General features: G+C 57.5%; 11 protein-coding genes. All 11 read right to left on the reverse strand.

Features of this window, described 5'->3' with window-relative positions; genetic code table 11:
• Positions 1-131 precede the first annotated feature (131 nt).
• Complete coding sequence (locus BO74_RS01980; RefSeq protein ID WP_496439628.1) at positions 132-1,277, reverse strand: nucleotidyltransferase domain-containing protein; 1,146 nt, start codon at positions 1,275-1,277, stop codon at positions 132-134.
• Positions 1,270-2,187, reverse strand: a complete 918-nt coding sequence (locus tag BO74_RS01985; RefSeq protein WP_496439629.1) for an HprK-related kinase A — start codon at positions 2,185-2,187, stop codon at positions 1,270-1,272. Before BO74_RS01985 ends, BO74_RS01980 begins: the two co-directional genes overlap by 8 nt.
• Complete coding sequence (locus BO74_RS01990) at positions 2,184-2,477, reverse strand: HPr-rel-A system PqqD family peptide chaperone (protein ID WP_496439630.1); 294 nt, start codon at positions 2,475-2,477, stop codon at positions 2,184-2,186. Before BO74_RS01990 ends, BO74_RS01985 begins: the two co-directional genes overlap by 4 nt.
• Positions 2,478-3,119: 642 nt before the next feature.
• Positions 3,120-3,914 (reverse strand): S1C family serine protease, encoded by a 795-nt coding sequence (locus tag BO74_RS01995; RefSeq protein ID WP_496439631.1) that lies wholly within the window; start codon positions 3,912-3,914, stop codon positions 3,120-3,122.
• A gap of 34 nt (positions 3,915-3,948) precedes the next feature.
• On the reverse strand, positions 3,949-4,848 hold the full coding sequence (locus BO74_RS02000; RefSeq protein WP_496439633.1) for a lytic transglycosylase domain-containing protein: 900 nt from the start codon (positions 4,846-4,848) through the stop codon (positions 3,949-3,951).
• A gap of 19 nt (positions 4,849-4,867) precedes the next feature.
• Entirely contained in the window at positions 4,868-5,905 is a 1,038-nt protein-coding gene (locus BO74_RS02005; protein ID WP_496439634.1) for an SDR family oxidoreductase, read from the reverse strand.
• Positions 5,893-7,173, reverse strand: a complete 1,281-nt coding sequence (locus tag BO74_RS02010; RefSeq protein WP_496439635.1) for a nucleotide sugar dehydrogenase — start codon at positions 7,171-7,173, stop codon at positions 5,893-5,895. Before BO74_RS02010 ends, BO74_RS02005 begins: the two co-directional genes overlap by 13 nt.
• Before the next feature lie 17 nt (positions 7,174-7,190).
• Positions 7,191-9,995: an XrtA/PEP-CTERM system TPR-repeat protein PrsT gene (gene prsT, locus BO74_RS02015; RefSeq protein WP_496439636.1), complete on the reverse strand. Its 2,805-nt coding sequence runs from the start codon at positions 9,993-9,995 to the stop codon at positions 7,191-7,193.
• 20 nt (positions 9,996-10,015) lie between these two features.
• Positions 10,016-11,374: a PEP-CTERM-box response regulator transcription factor gene (prsR, locus tag BO74_RS02020; protein ID WP_496439637.1), complete on the reverse strand. Its 1,359-nt coding sequence runs from the start codon at positions 11,372-11,374 to the stop codon at positions 10,016-10,018.
• Complete coding sequence (prsK, locus tag BO74_RS02025; protein ID WP_496439638.1) at positions 11,371-13,482, reverse strand: XrtA/PEP-CTERM system histidine kinase PrsK; 2,112 nt, start codon at positions 13,480-13,482, stop codon at positions 11,371-11,373. Before prsK ends, prsR begins: the two co-directional genes overlap by 4 nt.
• A 130-nt stretch (positions 13,483-13,612) precedes the next feature.
• Positions 13,613-14,995: a TIGR03013 family XrtA/PEP-CTERM system glycosyltransferase gene (locus BO74_RS02030; RefSeq protein WP_496439639.1), complete on the reverse strand. Its 1,383-nt coding sequence runs from the start codon at positions 14,993-14,995 to the stop codon at positions 13,613-13,615.
• Positions 14,996-15,169: the final 174 nt, after the last annotated feature.

Raw genomic sequence — 15,169 nt, forward strand, 5'->3', positions numbered from 1 at the left:
CTAGTCGTCGCGCGACCGATCGGAGTCTTCTTAACAACATGTGCTTCTCCTGATTGTTAGGAGATCTATGTTTCATGATACAGCCCAGATAGAAAAAGCAAAGCTTAAAACGATCCTTTATCAAGTCCCGTCTATTGCTGTCTGAGATCTAGTTGGGCCAAATCGATCCGCCTTTTATAACCCCTTAACCGAAGCCATACTTTCTGCGAAAGATGCCTGACAAGCAACCTGGGGGGCATTCGTAACCAATGTGCGCGCACGTAGATCATCCAGCGAGCGAGTGCCGCCAGATACGAAGGATGATCCGGATGCTCGGGGAGAATTGCCAGGCGAATGAGGCCGCTCATCAGGTAACGACAAGGCCAAATCGGCCCAATAAAAGTTATTTGTTGCAATACGTCGGGAGGAACAGGCGTTCCAAGAAATCGTCGGACGTTAACCAGTCCGTGGAAAAGCGGGCGTTGAAGGCCTAAAAGCTGGGCACGAGGCACCAGTTGATCCCAGAAATCAGCTTCCTTGCCAAAATGGCCAAGGAGATCATGAACGTCCACCAAATCGCGCAGGCGCAATCCCTCATCCGGATCACCTTCAAGAAAAAGATGGGCCAGTGCATGAAGCACCATGTCGATTGGGGCAAGTACTTTCAAACGTGGATTCGACAGCGGGCGCGCTGCGGCGAAAATCGGCGCGGGATCCGATCTCAGATGGCTGGTCTTCGGCAGCAAGCGGTGGTGGACATCTATCTCAGTATTACGCTCTCGATGACGTAGTGGCGGAATCTCGTGCATCCAGACCCGGTAATAGCGTTCATCGTAGGGATCGATCTGAGTTTTTAGCCAACCGCGTTCTATCAGCCTCTCCTCGACCTCCCCTACTCTCTCTTCTGGAACGAGCAGGTCGACATCGGCAAAGATGCGTCCTCTAGACGGAGGGAGATCTCCGAGCAGGTAGCCTGCACCTTTGAGCAGAATCACCGGTTGGTCAATTCCCTTGAGAGCCCAGAGCAGGCGATTGACCTCCCACGAAATCAGCGTTTGACGATGCACAATGACGTTGCGAGCAGCCAGGAGGTGCTCAGCGGCACGTTTAGGGATTTGTTCAAGGAGCCCAATACGAGAAAGATCGGATTCCAGCCGCCCAAGCAGCCGAGCACGCCTGGCAATACGGAGCAGAAGATCCCACTCATCGTTGGAAAGCAACGGCAAGTTCTGCGGTGCAGCGAGTGCGCCGAGAAGCAGGCGCCGTGCCCGACGATTTTCTCTGAATCTGTTAATCATGACTGTACTGGTCGAGCCTGCCAAGTATCTCTACAGCTTCGCTCAGATCCGAATAAACAAGCGAATAGGCGTCGCATGAACTGACAATGCTACTGACCAAACGGTAGGCAGATTCGTCCAATACTTCGTAGTTGAATGCGTTGGTCGCGACCATCAAGAACGCCTGGCTCCTCCTCAACGGCTCAAGCGCAGTCGATGCGCCCTGGCTCCAGCGCGGAAAAACAAGCCAACGTGGTCGGGCAGGCTCCTGAGCTCGCCTGATACTTTCTAACGGTGGCCGGACGTGGGCAACCGTTCCCTTGCGTGTCCCAAGGAAAGAAGGACCGAAAACGGCCTCACGGGAAAACTTTCGGATGACATCGATTGATTCATTTTTGAGCGGGATGAGCCTAGGCACTGGAAGCAGCAGTCCATCCTCCGGACGGACAAGCCCGAACTCATCGGAAAGCAGACGCCACCCCGAGTGAATCAAAGCAGTGCAAAGAGTAGACTTTCCGTCGCCGGGCGAGGCTGGAAACAAGATCGCCTTTCCATCGCGCTCCACACCGGCAGCATGCAACATCAGCAGATGGTGCGCCCGGGTCGCAACGCACCAGTTGACGCCCCATTCGAGAGCCGGAAAAGCATGCTCGACCGCATAGGGCGCAAATGGAAAATCGCCGTCAATGCCGAAACACGCCTGCCGCCGAATCAATCGACGAACGCCTCGGGGAGCGGATATTTCCACGTGGAAATCGTTTATTTCTCCGGGGCCTGGAATCGGATAGTGCTCGTACAGCGAGTGGGCGATGTTAGCGAAAGACTCAAGGTTGGAACGAATCCGCAGATTGAACGGACCGAATCCCACATTCACCCCTGCACCTGACAAGCGCTTCTGGAACTCGCGGTGACTCAGTTCGCCAATAATCATTGGGGCCGCTGGTCATCATTTAGATATTCGATGATGCCCAATTCCTCAAGTCGCCCCATGGCAAAGGAGAAATCACCAGTATCGATCTCCCCTGCCCGCACTCCAAGCAATTTTTCGGTCCGCACCTTGATGTCTTCAAACGAACGCGGCCCACTGGCCAAGCATTCCAAGATCAAAAAAGTAACCTCATTAAATACATGGGTCTCGGCGGAAACAGGTTGGAAAGCAAGATATAAGTCATCCAGCTTTTCGCAGACTAGCGGCCGGTCATCTGAAGCTAATGCTATCAAATCCCTAATCTCTGACTTATCAGGGAAGTGGCGCTCACTGAACTGACGATTGCAACGGGCCGATTCTTAATGACATTACCATCCGCTATACAGCGGTAATTGCTACCATCAAGCGAGAGAGGATAGACGCCGTCTGCGCTCTGCGTCTCAATAGCACTACCGTCGCATTGTTGGTATGTTAGAACGCAAGAGTCATTCTCGCTAACGGCGCCTTCAATTTTACCGTTGCTGTCGGGAACTACAAACCTCGCTCCTGTACACGATGCCGCCGCAAGCGCCCCACTACGCAGTGTCAACACGATCGGAGCACAAGCAACCGCGCCCCGGATCAACCGGCGCCGCTTGTTTTCATGCGCCTCGAGATTATCGGGAGCTGACACTTCCTCAGTCGCAGACGATAAATCCACCGGATTTCTCGCGACATCATGAGATTCGTTAGATTTCATCAATGCAACCCCTCCAATAATTCGGGAAAAATTGAAACCCGAGAACAAAGCTTCGAAAAGCAATAAAAATGCCGACTACTGTAACGTGCTGACTGATTGAGTATTTTAATACCGCCTTTGCCCGACAGCATGACAAACCGATGATAATGTAAGAAATCCCGACATTCGATTTCAATATAGTAAAAAAAACACGGATCTATCGTGAACTATGCAACAGTTCTTGCAAAAAACTCGATGGAATCGCAAAGCTTATTCCGGAAGGGTGAGTCAGGGCCGCTTCTTTCGATCCTTTGACAAAAACCATGTTGATGATCCCGATAACCTCGCCGCTTTCCGAATCCAGAAGTGGCCCGCCGCTGTTGCCGGGATAGGCCGTTCCATCGAGTTGATAAACGTTGAATGCGCCGCTTTTCAATTGGCGAATCATGCGTTCGTTAAGTTGTTGCGAATTGCCGCCAGGCAGTGCAATCGGGGTAATCGATGAAATGATCGCGCGATGCGTTACCGTCGAAAGCCCAAGTACGGTGCCGATCGGAAAGCCCATGAAGATGACGCTTCTCCCTTCCCTGACTTGGTCCGTTTGCAATGAAAGAGGAGTCAGCGGCGGACCGTCGATCTCAAGCAAGGCAAGGTCATGCGCTGCATCGTTACTGACCAGGCGCGCAGTTCTTTGCTGAGAGTTTCCGTTTCCCTGCGGGAGGCGCACGACCAGCGATTCGCTTCCCGAAGCGGCAAGGGACGGCGGAATGACGTGAGCGTTTGTCGCCACGAGGTTGCCGTTGGCAACCGCAAATCCGGTCCCCCGCATGATGAAGGCTGGGCTCCGCATCTTGTCGAAGGTACCGATGGCGACAACGGAGGGCTTGAGCCGCTGAATGAGATCCGGAAGATCGGAAAAGGCAACTCCCGGAACGAACAGGAGTGCGATCGCCACAATCGAGGCCCATGTCGAAAAAATCCGGCTAAGTGTCGAGTAGGCATGAGTCGCCATAGTACGCTCCTGTTAACTCCTGTGAATCCGTTCTCTACCCCTGCCGTTTTCCGGCAAGCCGGATGCGTGGAAGCTCCGGCGACGGTTCGGTCACGTCGGGATCGAAGGGGTGTTCGAGCTTGTCGAAAATCTGCACGATGCGCTTCACGTAGTAGCGCGTCTCGGCAAAGGGAGGGACGCCACGGTACTTGTTGACTGCACCTTCTCCGGCGTTGTAAGCCGCTGCAACCAGAGGAACACTCCCCTCGAAATACGCCAGCAACCAGCGCAGGTAGGCCATCCCGCCGCGAATGTTCTGCTCCGGGTCGAAGGGTTTTCGCACGTTGAAGCGGAGCGAGGTTTCCGGAATCAACTGCATCAGCCCTTGCGCGTTTTTGGGGGAGACAGCGGCAGGTTCGAAGTTGGATTCAGCGCGAATCACCGCCATGACAAGTCGCGGGCTGACGCCGTATTCAGGGGCCAGATCGCGGACAATCTGGTACACCTTTTGCTGCATTGGCGTGGCAGGCGAAAAAGCCGGATCATCCTCCTCGATGGAAGTCGTTTTCATGCAATCAGGAGGCTGGGGGTTGCTTTCACCGACAAAGCGCAACATCTTTCGCGCCTGCTCGTGCCCCTGTACTGCCGCCATCTGGAAAAAAGCTGAAGCGACATCGTCACTGCGCGGGACGCCGCGACCGTTGGCATACATCCAGCCCAGGCTGAATTGCGCTTCGGCGTCACCTCGTCGCGCTCCCTCGCAATACAGTTCGGCGGCCCGCAGCGGATCTTTCACCACACCCTCGCCGTGCTCGAGCGCGCGCGCGTCAGTCCTCAGCTTGAGCAGCTTTTCCTCGGTAACGGGCTCGGCGGCGCCGACGCAGGTCGTTGCGAGCAACGCCGCCACAAGGATGAGCGGCTTGCCTGCTGCGACTTTCCGGTTTGCGGTGGCCATGAGCGCTCTCCCTCATTGACTACGAGAAACGCGACACGTACCAGGGCATGGCGACACGAATGCCCTCTTCCAGCCTGTGCGTTGGCACGTAGCCAAGAAGTCGCCGGGCCTTTGTGATATCCGCCTGCGAGTGCCGGACATCACCGGCCCGAAAATCACGATACACGGGGGGCGGGACGGTCAACTCCGGGCGTATTTCAACCAGCGCATCGCGCAGCAACGAAAACAGCGTATTGAGCGAGGTCCGCTCGTTCAACGCGATGTTGAATACCTGATTGGCCGCCATCTTGTCACCGGTCGTGGCCGCCAGCAGATTGGCCTGAACGGCATTGGTGACGAAGCAGAAATCGCGGCTAGTCTCTCCGTCGCCATTGATCGCCACCGCCTCGCCGAGAAGCATCGCCCGTGTCCAACGCGGAATAACCGCCGCATAGGCACCTTCCGGATCCTGGCGCGGCCCGAAGACGTTGAAGTAGCGCAGACCTACCGATTCGAACCCATAACACCGTCCGAAAACGTCGGCGTAAAGCTCGTTAACCAGCTTGGTCACGGCGTACGGAGACAACGGACGGCCGATGTTCTCCTCGACTTTCGGCAACGCCGGGTGATCGCCATAGGTCGAGCTGGAAGCAGCGTAGACAAACCTTCGGACACCCGCGTCGCGTGCAGCGACCAACATGTTCAGGAAACCGTCGATATTCGCCGCGTTGGTGGCCAGAGGATCGGCCAGGGAACGCGGAACCGAACCGAGCGCGGCCTGATGCAGCACGTAGTCGACGCCCTCGCACACTGCCCGGCATGCCTGCGGATCGCGGATATCACCTTCGACAAAACGAAACTTCTGCCATTGCGACGCATCGAGCGAAGACTGTATTTCGTCGAGATTGCGCTGATGCCCGGTGGCGAAGTTGTCGAGGCCAACGACGTCCTGCCCCAGACGCAACAGCGTCTCGACCAGGTGCGAGCCGATGAAACCGGCGCAGCCGGTGACGAGCCAGCGCGCCGGCTGATCCGGCAAACGCCGGGTCAGTTGTTCATAGGCGGTCAGAGGCGCCACACCGTTACCCCCTGCTCGGCAAGCGCCGTTTCGTCGAACATGCTTTTCACGTCGGCCACGACGCCGCCGGACTGCAATTTGCCGAGGTAGTCCGACAGCGGCCGGTTCCGGAACTCGGTGTGCGATACGGCTGCCACGATTGCCGCCGCTTGCGGAAGATCGTCCCATGCGGTCAATTCGACGCCGTATTCGTGCATGGCTTCGTCGGCATCGGCGACGGGTTCATGGACCAGCACCCGGGCACCGTACGATTGCAGTTCGTGGATCACGTCGATAACGCGCGAATTGCGCAGATCCGGGCAATTCTCCTTGAACGTGAGGCCGAGCACGATGATCGGTGCATCCTTGATTTTCCAGCCATTGCCGACGAGCTTCTTGATCGTCATCTCGGCGATGAACTTGCCCATGCCGTCATTGATGCGCCGTCCGGCCAGAATGACCTCGGGGTGATAGCCGAGCATCTCCGCCTTGTGCGTCAAGTAATACGGATCGACGCCGATGCAATGCCCACCGACCAGTCCCGGCCGGAACGGGAGGAAGTTCCACTTGGTTCCTGCCGCGTTGAGCACCTCCAGCGTGTCGATGCCGAGCCGCTCGAAGATGATCGCCAGTTCGTTCATCAGGGCGATATTCAGGTCGCGCTGGGTGTTTTCGATGACCTTGGCCGCCTCCGCGACCTTGATGCACGACGCGGGATAGACCCCCGCGGTGATGATGCTTGCGTACATCTCCTTGACCCGCGCGAGGGTTTCCGGCGTGTCGCCGGAAACGACCTTGACGATCTTCGTCAGCGTCCGCTCCTTGTCGCCCGGGTTGATCCGCTCCGGCGAATAGCCGACGAAAAAGTCCTGTTTCCATTTCAGGCCGGATTCCCGCTCGATGATCGGGATGCAAACTTCCTCAGTGGCGCCGGGATAGACCGTCGACTCGAAAACGACGGTGGCGCCCTTTTTCAGGTTCTGGCCGACGAAGCGGGAAGCGCCAATCAGCGGTCCGAAATCGGGCTGATGCGCCACGTCGACCGGCGTGGGAACGGCAACCACGATGAAGTCCGCTTCACGCAAGGCGCCAGGATCGCAAACAGGCTCCAGATGCTGTGACGCCCTGAGCTCATCGGCAGAAACCTCTCCCGTCGGATCGCAAAAATTCTTGTAGTTCGCGACTTTCGCTGGCGAGAGGTCGAAGCCGATGGTCCGCCATTTCTTTCCAAATTCCACGGCAAGGGGAAGTCCAACGTATCCCAGTCCGACGACTGCAACTGTAGTCAATTCATGTTCCTTTCTTGTTATTTCAGTCCCTGCAACAGGGTTTTGGCTTCATTGGCCGCCGGCAGTTTCTCACCGAGCGAAACGATCTCTTCCAGTTCTTTCCGGGCCTCCGGCGTCTTGCCGGCCTTGATGAGCGCCTTGGCGAAATTGAGTTTGATCGTTGGGTGTTTCGGGGCGAGGGAATTGGCTTTTCGCAGCAATTCCAGGCCGCGATCGACATCGCCCTTGGCGACCAGCAGCGTCCCGAGCGTATCGATGATCGTCGGTTGTTCGGGCGCGAGCTTATAGGCCTTCTCGGCCAGGTCGATTGCCTTCGGATCTTTCATCTGTCCCATGGCCCAGGCCAGATTGTTCATCATCGCCGGGTTGTTCGGCTGCTTGTCGAGAAGGAACTTGTAGTGCTTGATCGACGACGCGTAATCCTTGCGCGCCGTCGCGGTTTCCGCAACGTAGAGCACGAAACGACCGTCAGCCGGATGGTCCTTCATCCAGCTTTCCGCGAACTTGTCCGCGTCGGCGGGAAGATTCTGCGCCATCAGGACAGCGTAGAGCTTGACGGCGAGATCAGTGACGGCTATTTGCCGGATCCCGTTCCGGTAGGCGTTTGCCGCTTCCTTCCAGGACTTCCCGAGCGCGTAGGCATCGCCTTCCAGCAGATAGCCGGCAACGTTCTTGGGATGCTGCTTCTGGATGTTGCGTGCACGCGCGACGGCATCACTGGTTCGGCCGGCTTCGAGGTCGAACATCATGATGCCCCGCTGCGCTTCGATCGAATCCGGTTTGACCGACAACGCCTTGCGCAGGCTTTGCAGCGCGGCCTCCTTGTTCTTTGCCGCCATGTGCACTTCCGCCATGCGCAAATGCGGATGCGGTGATGTCGGAGTCAGAGCCGCCAGCTTCCCGTAGATAGCCAGTGCCTGATTATAGTTTTCAGTCGCCTGTTGCGCCCGTCCTTCCGCATCGAGGATGGCCGGGTTGTCGGGCAAGGCAACGAGAGCCTCCTGCGCCGCAGATACTGCCTTCTTCGCGTCCTTGGTACCGAGATGCAGGTTGATCAACGCCAGTCTCGCCGGTACGTCGGCCGGATTGGCGGCAATCGCTTTGCCTATCAGCGTGGCGACTTCATCCGGTTTGCCGCCGGAACGGGCCAACAACTCGGCCAATGCCAGCCAGGCCTGCGTATTCTTGGGGTCTTTGGCCAAAACGCTCTCGAAACGTTTTTTCGCCTCATCCGGTTTCTTTTCCGCCACGTCCAGCCGAGCAAGGCTGGCCGCCGCCGGGAAATAAGCTGCGTTCTTGGAAAGCGCCTTCTCGAAGCTTTGTCGCGCTGCGCCAATATCGCGCTTCCCAAGCAGCGCATTGCCGCGAAGATTGTCCGAAAGCGGATTTCCGGGCTGTTTTTTCTCCAGTACGTCGATTGCCTTGAGTGCCTGATCGAACTTGCGACCGCGAAGATGTGAAGCGATCAACGCGAGGTCGGCCTTGATGCCGGTATCGGTCGAGGCGATCTTCTCGAGTTCCCGGGTGGCCGTGTCGGTTTCCCCCTGGGCAAGCTGGGAAAGTGCTACCGAGGTGCGCTTGGCCTGGTTTTCCGGATCCAGCGAAGCGGCCTTTGCGAAGTACGTTTCCGCCTTCTCGGCGTCACCATTCTGCATGAATACCTCACCGGCCAAAGCCAGCAGGTTCGAATTGTCGTCGATCTTGTCGAGGATGGACTCGAGAGCGCTGAGCGCCTTGTCGGGTTGCCCGCTGCGCAGGTAGGTAGCGATGAGCATTCGGCGCGCCAGGCCGAGTCCGGGCACTTTGGACAGGACCGTCTTCAGATGTGTCTCTGCCGTGGCATACGATCGAAGTTCGTATTCGATGGCGCCAGCCAGTTGCAGCCCCTGGATGCTTTCCGGTATCGCTCTCAGGTGCAACTGAATCGCTTCCCGCGCTTCCTTGAATTTTTTCTCCCGGAAGAGAAGTTCGGCCTGGACATAGGTGGTTTGCGGGTGAGACGGAGCGATCTTCTTCATCGCCTCGAATTGCTTGCCCGCTTCATCGAGTTTTCCCGCCTCGATTTGGCGCGCGATCAGCGAGGCATGGGCAGGCAGATAATCCGGCTTTGTCTCGAGAATCTTGCGGTAGGCTTCGATCGATTCGCTGCTCTTTCCTTGTACGGAGAGAATGTCTCCCTTGAACTGCAGGGCTTCGACGAACCCGGGATTTTTTGCCAGGACGGAATCGACGAGCGTCGTGGCCGTGGCGAAATCGCGGTTCGCGGCCTTGATCCTCGCCTGGCCGAAAACCGCCGGACCATAGTCCGGCACGGCAGCCAACGCTTCGCCGAAGGCGGTTTGCGCAGCGTCCATCTTCCCGAGGGCAAGCCAGGCGCGCCCGATTGAGGTGTTCAAATCGGCTTTGCCGTCAGCAGAGGTCAATTGCACTTTCCCCAGGTCATCGACGACCTTTCTCGCCTGCCCCAAGGCAAGCAGCGCGCGGGCCTGCAACGGGACAAGCTGATCGGCTGAATACTTCAGGTCCGCTGCCTTGCGCAATTCAACCTCCGCGCCCGTTGGGTTGCCTTCTTCCAGCAAGGCCTTGCCCAGAAGGAAACGCGCCTCGGCCAGGTCAGGTTTGCTCTGAAGCGCATTTTTCAACTGGATGACCGCCGCCTTGCTGTCATTTTTGGCCAGATAGTCTTTCGCGGAGCCCAACATCGCCTCCGGACTGTCGCCTCCGCAAGCAGACAATACAAGCGCTGTCAGCAGCATTGATACCGTATTCCGGCCAGTCATTTTCCTGTTATTCATACGAACCCCACTCTGTAGGTGTGTCATTCGGGATGAAGCTGTCCAATTCATTTTAGTCCGTAGCGATGCATCAGGTCGTACAGCGTCGGCCGACTGACCCCAAGCATCTCGGCGGCGCGTAGCACGTTGCCGTCAGCTCGCCCGAGTGCCGTGATGATTACGCGCCGTTCAGCTTCCTCGCGCGCCAGACGCAGATCGAGGACGGCTTCTTCGCCTTCCCTGGCGTCACCCAGACCGATATCCTCCAGCGTGATCTGGTTGCCATCGGCCATGATGACGGCCCGCTTGATGCAATTTTCCAGTTCCCTTACGTTGCCCGGCCACGGGTGGTTTTCGATGGACCGGAGGGCATCTTCACGCAGGGTCATCGTGCCCCGCTTGTGCTCTTCCGCGAATCGGCGGACGAAGGCATGCGACAGAAGCGCTGCATCGCCCTGACGGGCGCGCAAGGGTGGCAGGCTGACCACGATTTCGGCCAGCCTGTAATAAAGATCTTCCCTGAACCGACCTTCACTGATCAGCGCCTTGAGATCCTGGTGCGTCGCACAGACGATGCGTACGTCGACCGGTATTTCCTGCCGGCCACCGATCCGCTCGATCACCCGCTCCTGCAGAAAACGGAGCAGCTTCGCCTGCAACGGCATGGGGAGATCGCCGATTTCGTCGAGCATCAGGGTGCCGCCATCGGCCACTTCGATCTTTCCCGGGGTGGTCTTCACAGCACCGGTGAACGCACCCTTCTCGTAGCCAAACAGTTCGCTTTCAAGAAGCGTGTCCGGGATGGCCGCGCAGTTGATGGCGATGAACCGTTGTTTCTTTCGGTTCGATGCGGCATGTACCCCACGTGCGATCAATTCCTTGCCCGTTCCGCTTTCGCCGAGCACCAGAACCGTTGCATCGCTCGGAGCGACCTTTTCCACGGTACGGCAAACCCGCAGGACTTCCGGATCCCGACTGATCAGGCCCGCAAGTACGTCGGGCTGGTGCATCAGCTGCAGGCGGGCATTTTCCTGCTGCAAATCGTAGAGGCGGAACGCGCGATCGATCGTCAGGCCGAGCATGTCGACTTCAAACGGCTTGGCAAAGAAATCGTAGGCGCCGAGGGCAACCGCACGCAGCGCATTGCTCCGATCATTCTGCCCCGTGAGCACAATGACTTTCGTTTCCGGCGCAAGCGTCAGTATTTCTTCCAGCAGCTTGAATCCCTCGGAAACCGAATCGGGATCGGGTGGCAGACCGAGGTCCATCGTCACGACAGGCGGAGAAAAGCGGCGAATCTGCGCCAGGGCGCTTTCTCGGTCACCCGCCGCCAGTGTTTCGTACTGATCGAATGCCCAGCGGATCTGTTTCTGCAACGCAGGATCATCCTCGACGATCAGCAACGGTCGCAGTTTCTCGGAACTCATGCGGAGACTCCAGTGTTTACAGTGTTTGCAGCGTTTAAACTCACTTCGTTTCCGGCAACGAACAGGGGCAACAGCAGGCTGACACGCGTTCCGGCGTTGACTTCACTATCGACCGACACCTTGCCCCCGAGTTCTTGCACATACTGGAAACTCTCGTAGGCACCTATTCCCATCCCGGCCGGCTTGGTCGTCTGGAACGGCTTGAACAGGCGTTCGCGGAGAAATTCCGGACTCATGCCGTGGCCCGTATCGCTGACGACCACCAGCGCGTGGTCATCCTGGCGGGCAATCGCCACGCGGACTTCTCCGCCCTGCTCCGTGGCGTCGAGTGCATTCTGGACGACGTGACCGATCACGCGCTCGACGCGGTCCTCGTGCCCCTTGGCGACCAGCTTTTCTCCCGCCTCGATTTCCAGCTTTCGTCCCTGCCGCATTTTTGCCGCCTGAATCCTGCGGACGACCGCACCAAGATCGACACCACGCGGACTGGCGACCGGCGTGGCGCCCTCACGCAACTGCATCATCAACTGCCGCATGCGTTCCACCGAGTTTTCGACGGTCATCAGCATGTCCTGCTGGAACTCCGGGTTGTCCCGGTGGCGTTCCGCGTTCTTGAGCATCAGGGACAACTGGGCGACGATGTTCTTCAGGTCATGTACGACGAAGGCTGACATCCGGTTGAAGGCGTCGAATTTCCGGGCTTCGAGCAAGGCGTCTGCGGCTTGCATTTGCCCGAGAAAAGCCCCTGCCTGACGCCCCGCCGTCTTCAGCAGATCGTTGATTTCCCAATTGACCTCCACCGCAGTACGCGCAGTCGCCAGGATGACAAAACCGATCAGTTCGTTTCCCGTCGCCAGCGGCACCACCAGCCAGGCGTTGGGTACATCGAGCAACCATTCGGGCAACTGCAACTGCTCGTAACGCCCCGGCGACGCGCGATACTCTTCCAGATTGATGATCCAGCCGCTGTCGGACAGGAATCGGCAGAGGCTGCTCGTCGCATCCTCGGTCGCTTCCGAAACCGGCAGGTTCCAGCGCGCGGACTGGGCAAAGAAACGCCCGGCAGGATCCCGTAACCAGAGCGTTCCTGCGGGACTCTCCACCATATCCGCGAGCCCCTTGATCACGTGCGTTCCCATCTCGGAAACGCCGTCCTGCGCCGAAAGCGTATTGGTGAAACGCAGCCACTCCTCGCGGTAATCGTAGCGATAGCTGAAGAAATTCTTGCCGATCAGAACCCGCAATCTCGCCCGCATCGACCCGGACAGGGAAAGCACGGCGAGCAACAGCATGGCGACGAACACAACGGCAATCTGCAGCGCACGCCCCCAGTCGCCGCCGAAATAGCGTACGTAATAACCGGCGGCAGAGATGAAGAGAAGATACAAGCCCGTGGCGACCAGCGACGCTGACTGCAGCGCTGCACGCTGCGAAAGTACGACTCGCTTTTTCCAATCCCGGCTGCGGGACGTCGATATGGCGATCAACGGAACCGCCAGCGCGTGAATGAACCCGCGAATGCTGAAGGCGTCGGCGTCGATCCGGTTGAAAAGCAGCGCATCGGAATAGAGATAGAGGTCGAATAGCGCCGCGCCGCCGAAGCCCAGGCATAATGGTTTGATGCTCCAGCGCAAGTCAGGCGTGACGTTGCGCAACAATTGCTCGACCAGTACCACTGAAAAAACGGACGTTCCGAGCGCATCGAGAAGGACAATGCGTTGCGGCTGAAACCCCGCCGCGACATTTGTCAGCACCATCAACTGCGCCACGAGGCCGATAACGACCAGACTGGTGGCGATGGCGCGCAGCCGTTTCCAACGGGTCGAAATACCGGAGTTGCTGTCGGGATCCGGCTTTTCCAGGATCAGAAGAAACGCGAACCAGCTCCCATAGCGCAGCAAATCGGCCAGCAGACTGCCAGCCAGTAAGACTGAAGATCCGGTCAGCGTAAATGCCAGGCTCGTGAGCCCCCAGAGCGCACTGAGCGTCACGACAACGAAAAGCCTGCGGCTGCGCACGCCCGCTTTCCATCCGTCGGCAAGAAAAACACCGAAGATGGCATAGGCGAACCCGGCTAATCCATAGCTCCAGGCGCTCATTGTTTCCATGCCTGCTTCCAAGCAAAAACTCCTTCAGATCGGGCCCGGCACCGAAGACACTATGACACACCCGGAGGGAGTCAGAACGTATCCCGAAACTCAATTGGTCCGGGATACGTGGTACTACTTGGTTGTCTTTTTATTGAGCGCCTTTTCCGGTGAGCACGACGCCGACCGTTTCGAAAAGAATCACGATATCCAGGAACAGCGTGTGATTCTTCACATAGTACAGATCATATTGGAGTTTCTGGATCGAATCATCGACAGACGCTCCATAGTGATAACTAACTTGGGCCCAGCCGGTCACGCCGGGTTTGACACTGTGGCGAACGGCGTAAAACGGGATGTCCCGGGTCAGCTGATCGACGAAATAAGGCCGTTCCGGACGAGGTCCGACCAAGCTCATGTCGCCCGTCAGGACGCTGTAGAGTTGCGGGAGTTCGTCGATGCGCAGTTTGCGGATGATTCGTCCGACACGGGTCGTCCGATCGTCATTGGCGGAAGCCCAACGCGGCTTGCCGTCACTTTCGGCGTCCCGGCGCATGCTGCGGAACTTGATTACGTTGAACAACCGGCCATTTCGTCCCACGCGTTCCTGGCGGTAAAAAATCGGGAATCCGTCTTCCAGTACGATTGCAATGGCGGAGAGCAACATGACGGGAAGCGCGAGCAACAACAGGATGCTTGCCGCCGTGAGGTCGAATAGACGCTTGATGAACGTCCGGCTCCAACCTTGCCGGAACCCCTCGCCGAAGATCAGCCAACCGACTTTGAGCGAATCCAGCCGGATCTGCCCGAGTGCGCGCTCGAAATAGCTTGCCAGATCAAGGACATTGACGCCGGACAACTTGCAATCGAGCAGTTCCCTCAACGGGAGGACGCCGCCCCGGCGCTCTTGGACCGCGATAATGATCTCATTCACGTTGAGGTTTCTGGCCGTATCGGTCAACGAACAGGATCGCGGCAACAACAGTTGTTCCGGGACGCAGATCTCGCTTTCCGTCGGCCCCGGGTAGAACCCTACGATCTGGATATCCGGATCGGATTTCTTCAGAACGTTTCCGACCGTGCGTGCTTCAGGCCCCGAGCCGAAAATCATGACGCGATTGACCATTAACGCGCCGGTACGACTGTGCATGGTGTAAACGCGATGCGCCAAGGTGCCGAATAATGCCGCCAATCCCGAAAGCAGCAGCATTTTCTGATTGTCGTCAGCGATCGAAAGCAGCGCGAACACAGCATAAGCAATCGGGACCGACAGATACAGGGACACTACTGCGCGCGCGCGGGTCTGTGCAACATTCCGGTTGTGCGCCCGTGTGTACAAACCAAGCCAAGAATTCAAAACAACCATAACGAGCGCGTAGATGGTTGCATAGGTGACAACAGTTTGGAGATCGGCTTGTCCACCCAGCCCCCAGATCAACACAGCCAGCAAGACGCAGGCAATCGGGAGCGTGATATCCAGAAAGATTTGGACGATCGTCTTCCAGTGAATCCAGTGGCTGAACACTTTGATCATGATCATGCCTTCGATTAGTCAGCCACGGCAACGATGGTAATTGACGTATGAAAAGTGCGGCAATTCATCGCCGTGTGTACGGTTGAAGGATTTCGTTTTTTCTTGAACTGCAGATTAGCATCCACCACAACCCCACTGCTGTGACTAATTTCACAATTCGGAACCGGTTTTCTT

This window comes from Propionivibrio pelophilus DSM 12018 (assembly GCF_059569095.1).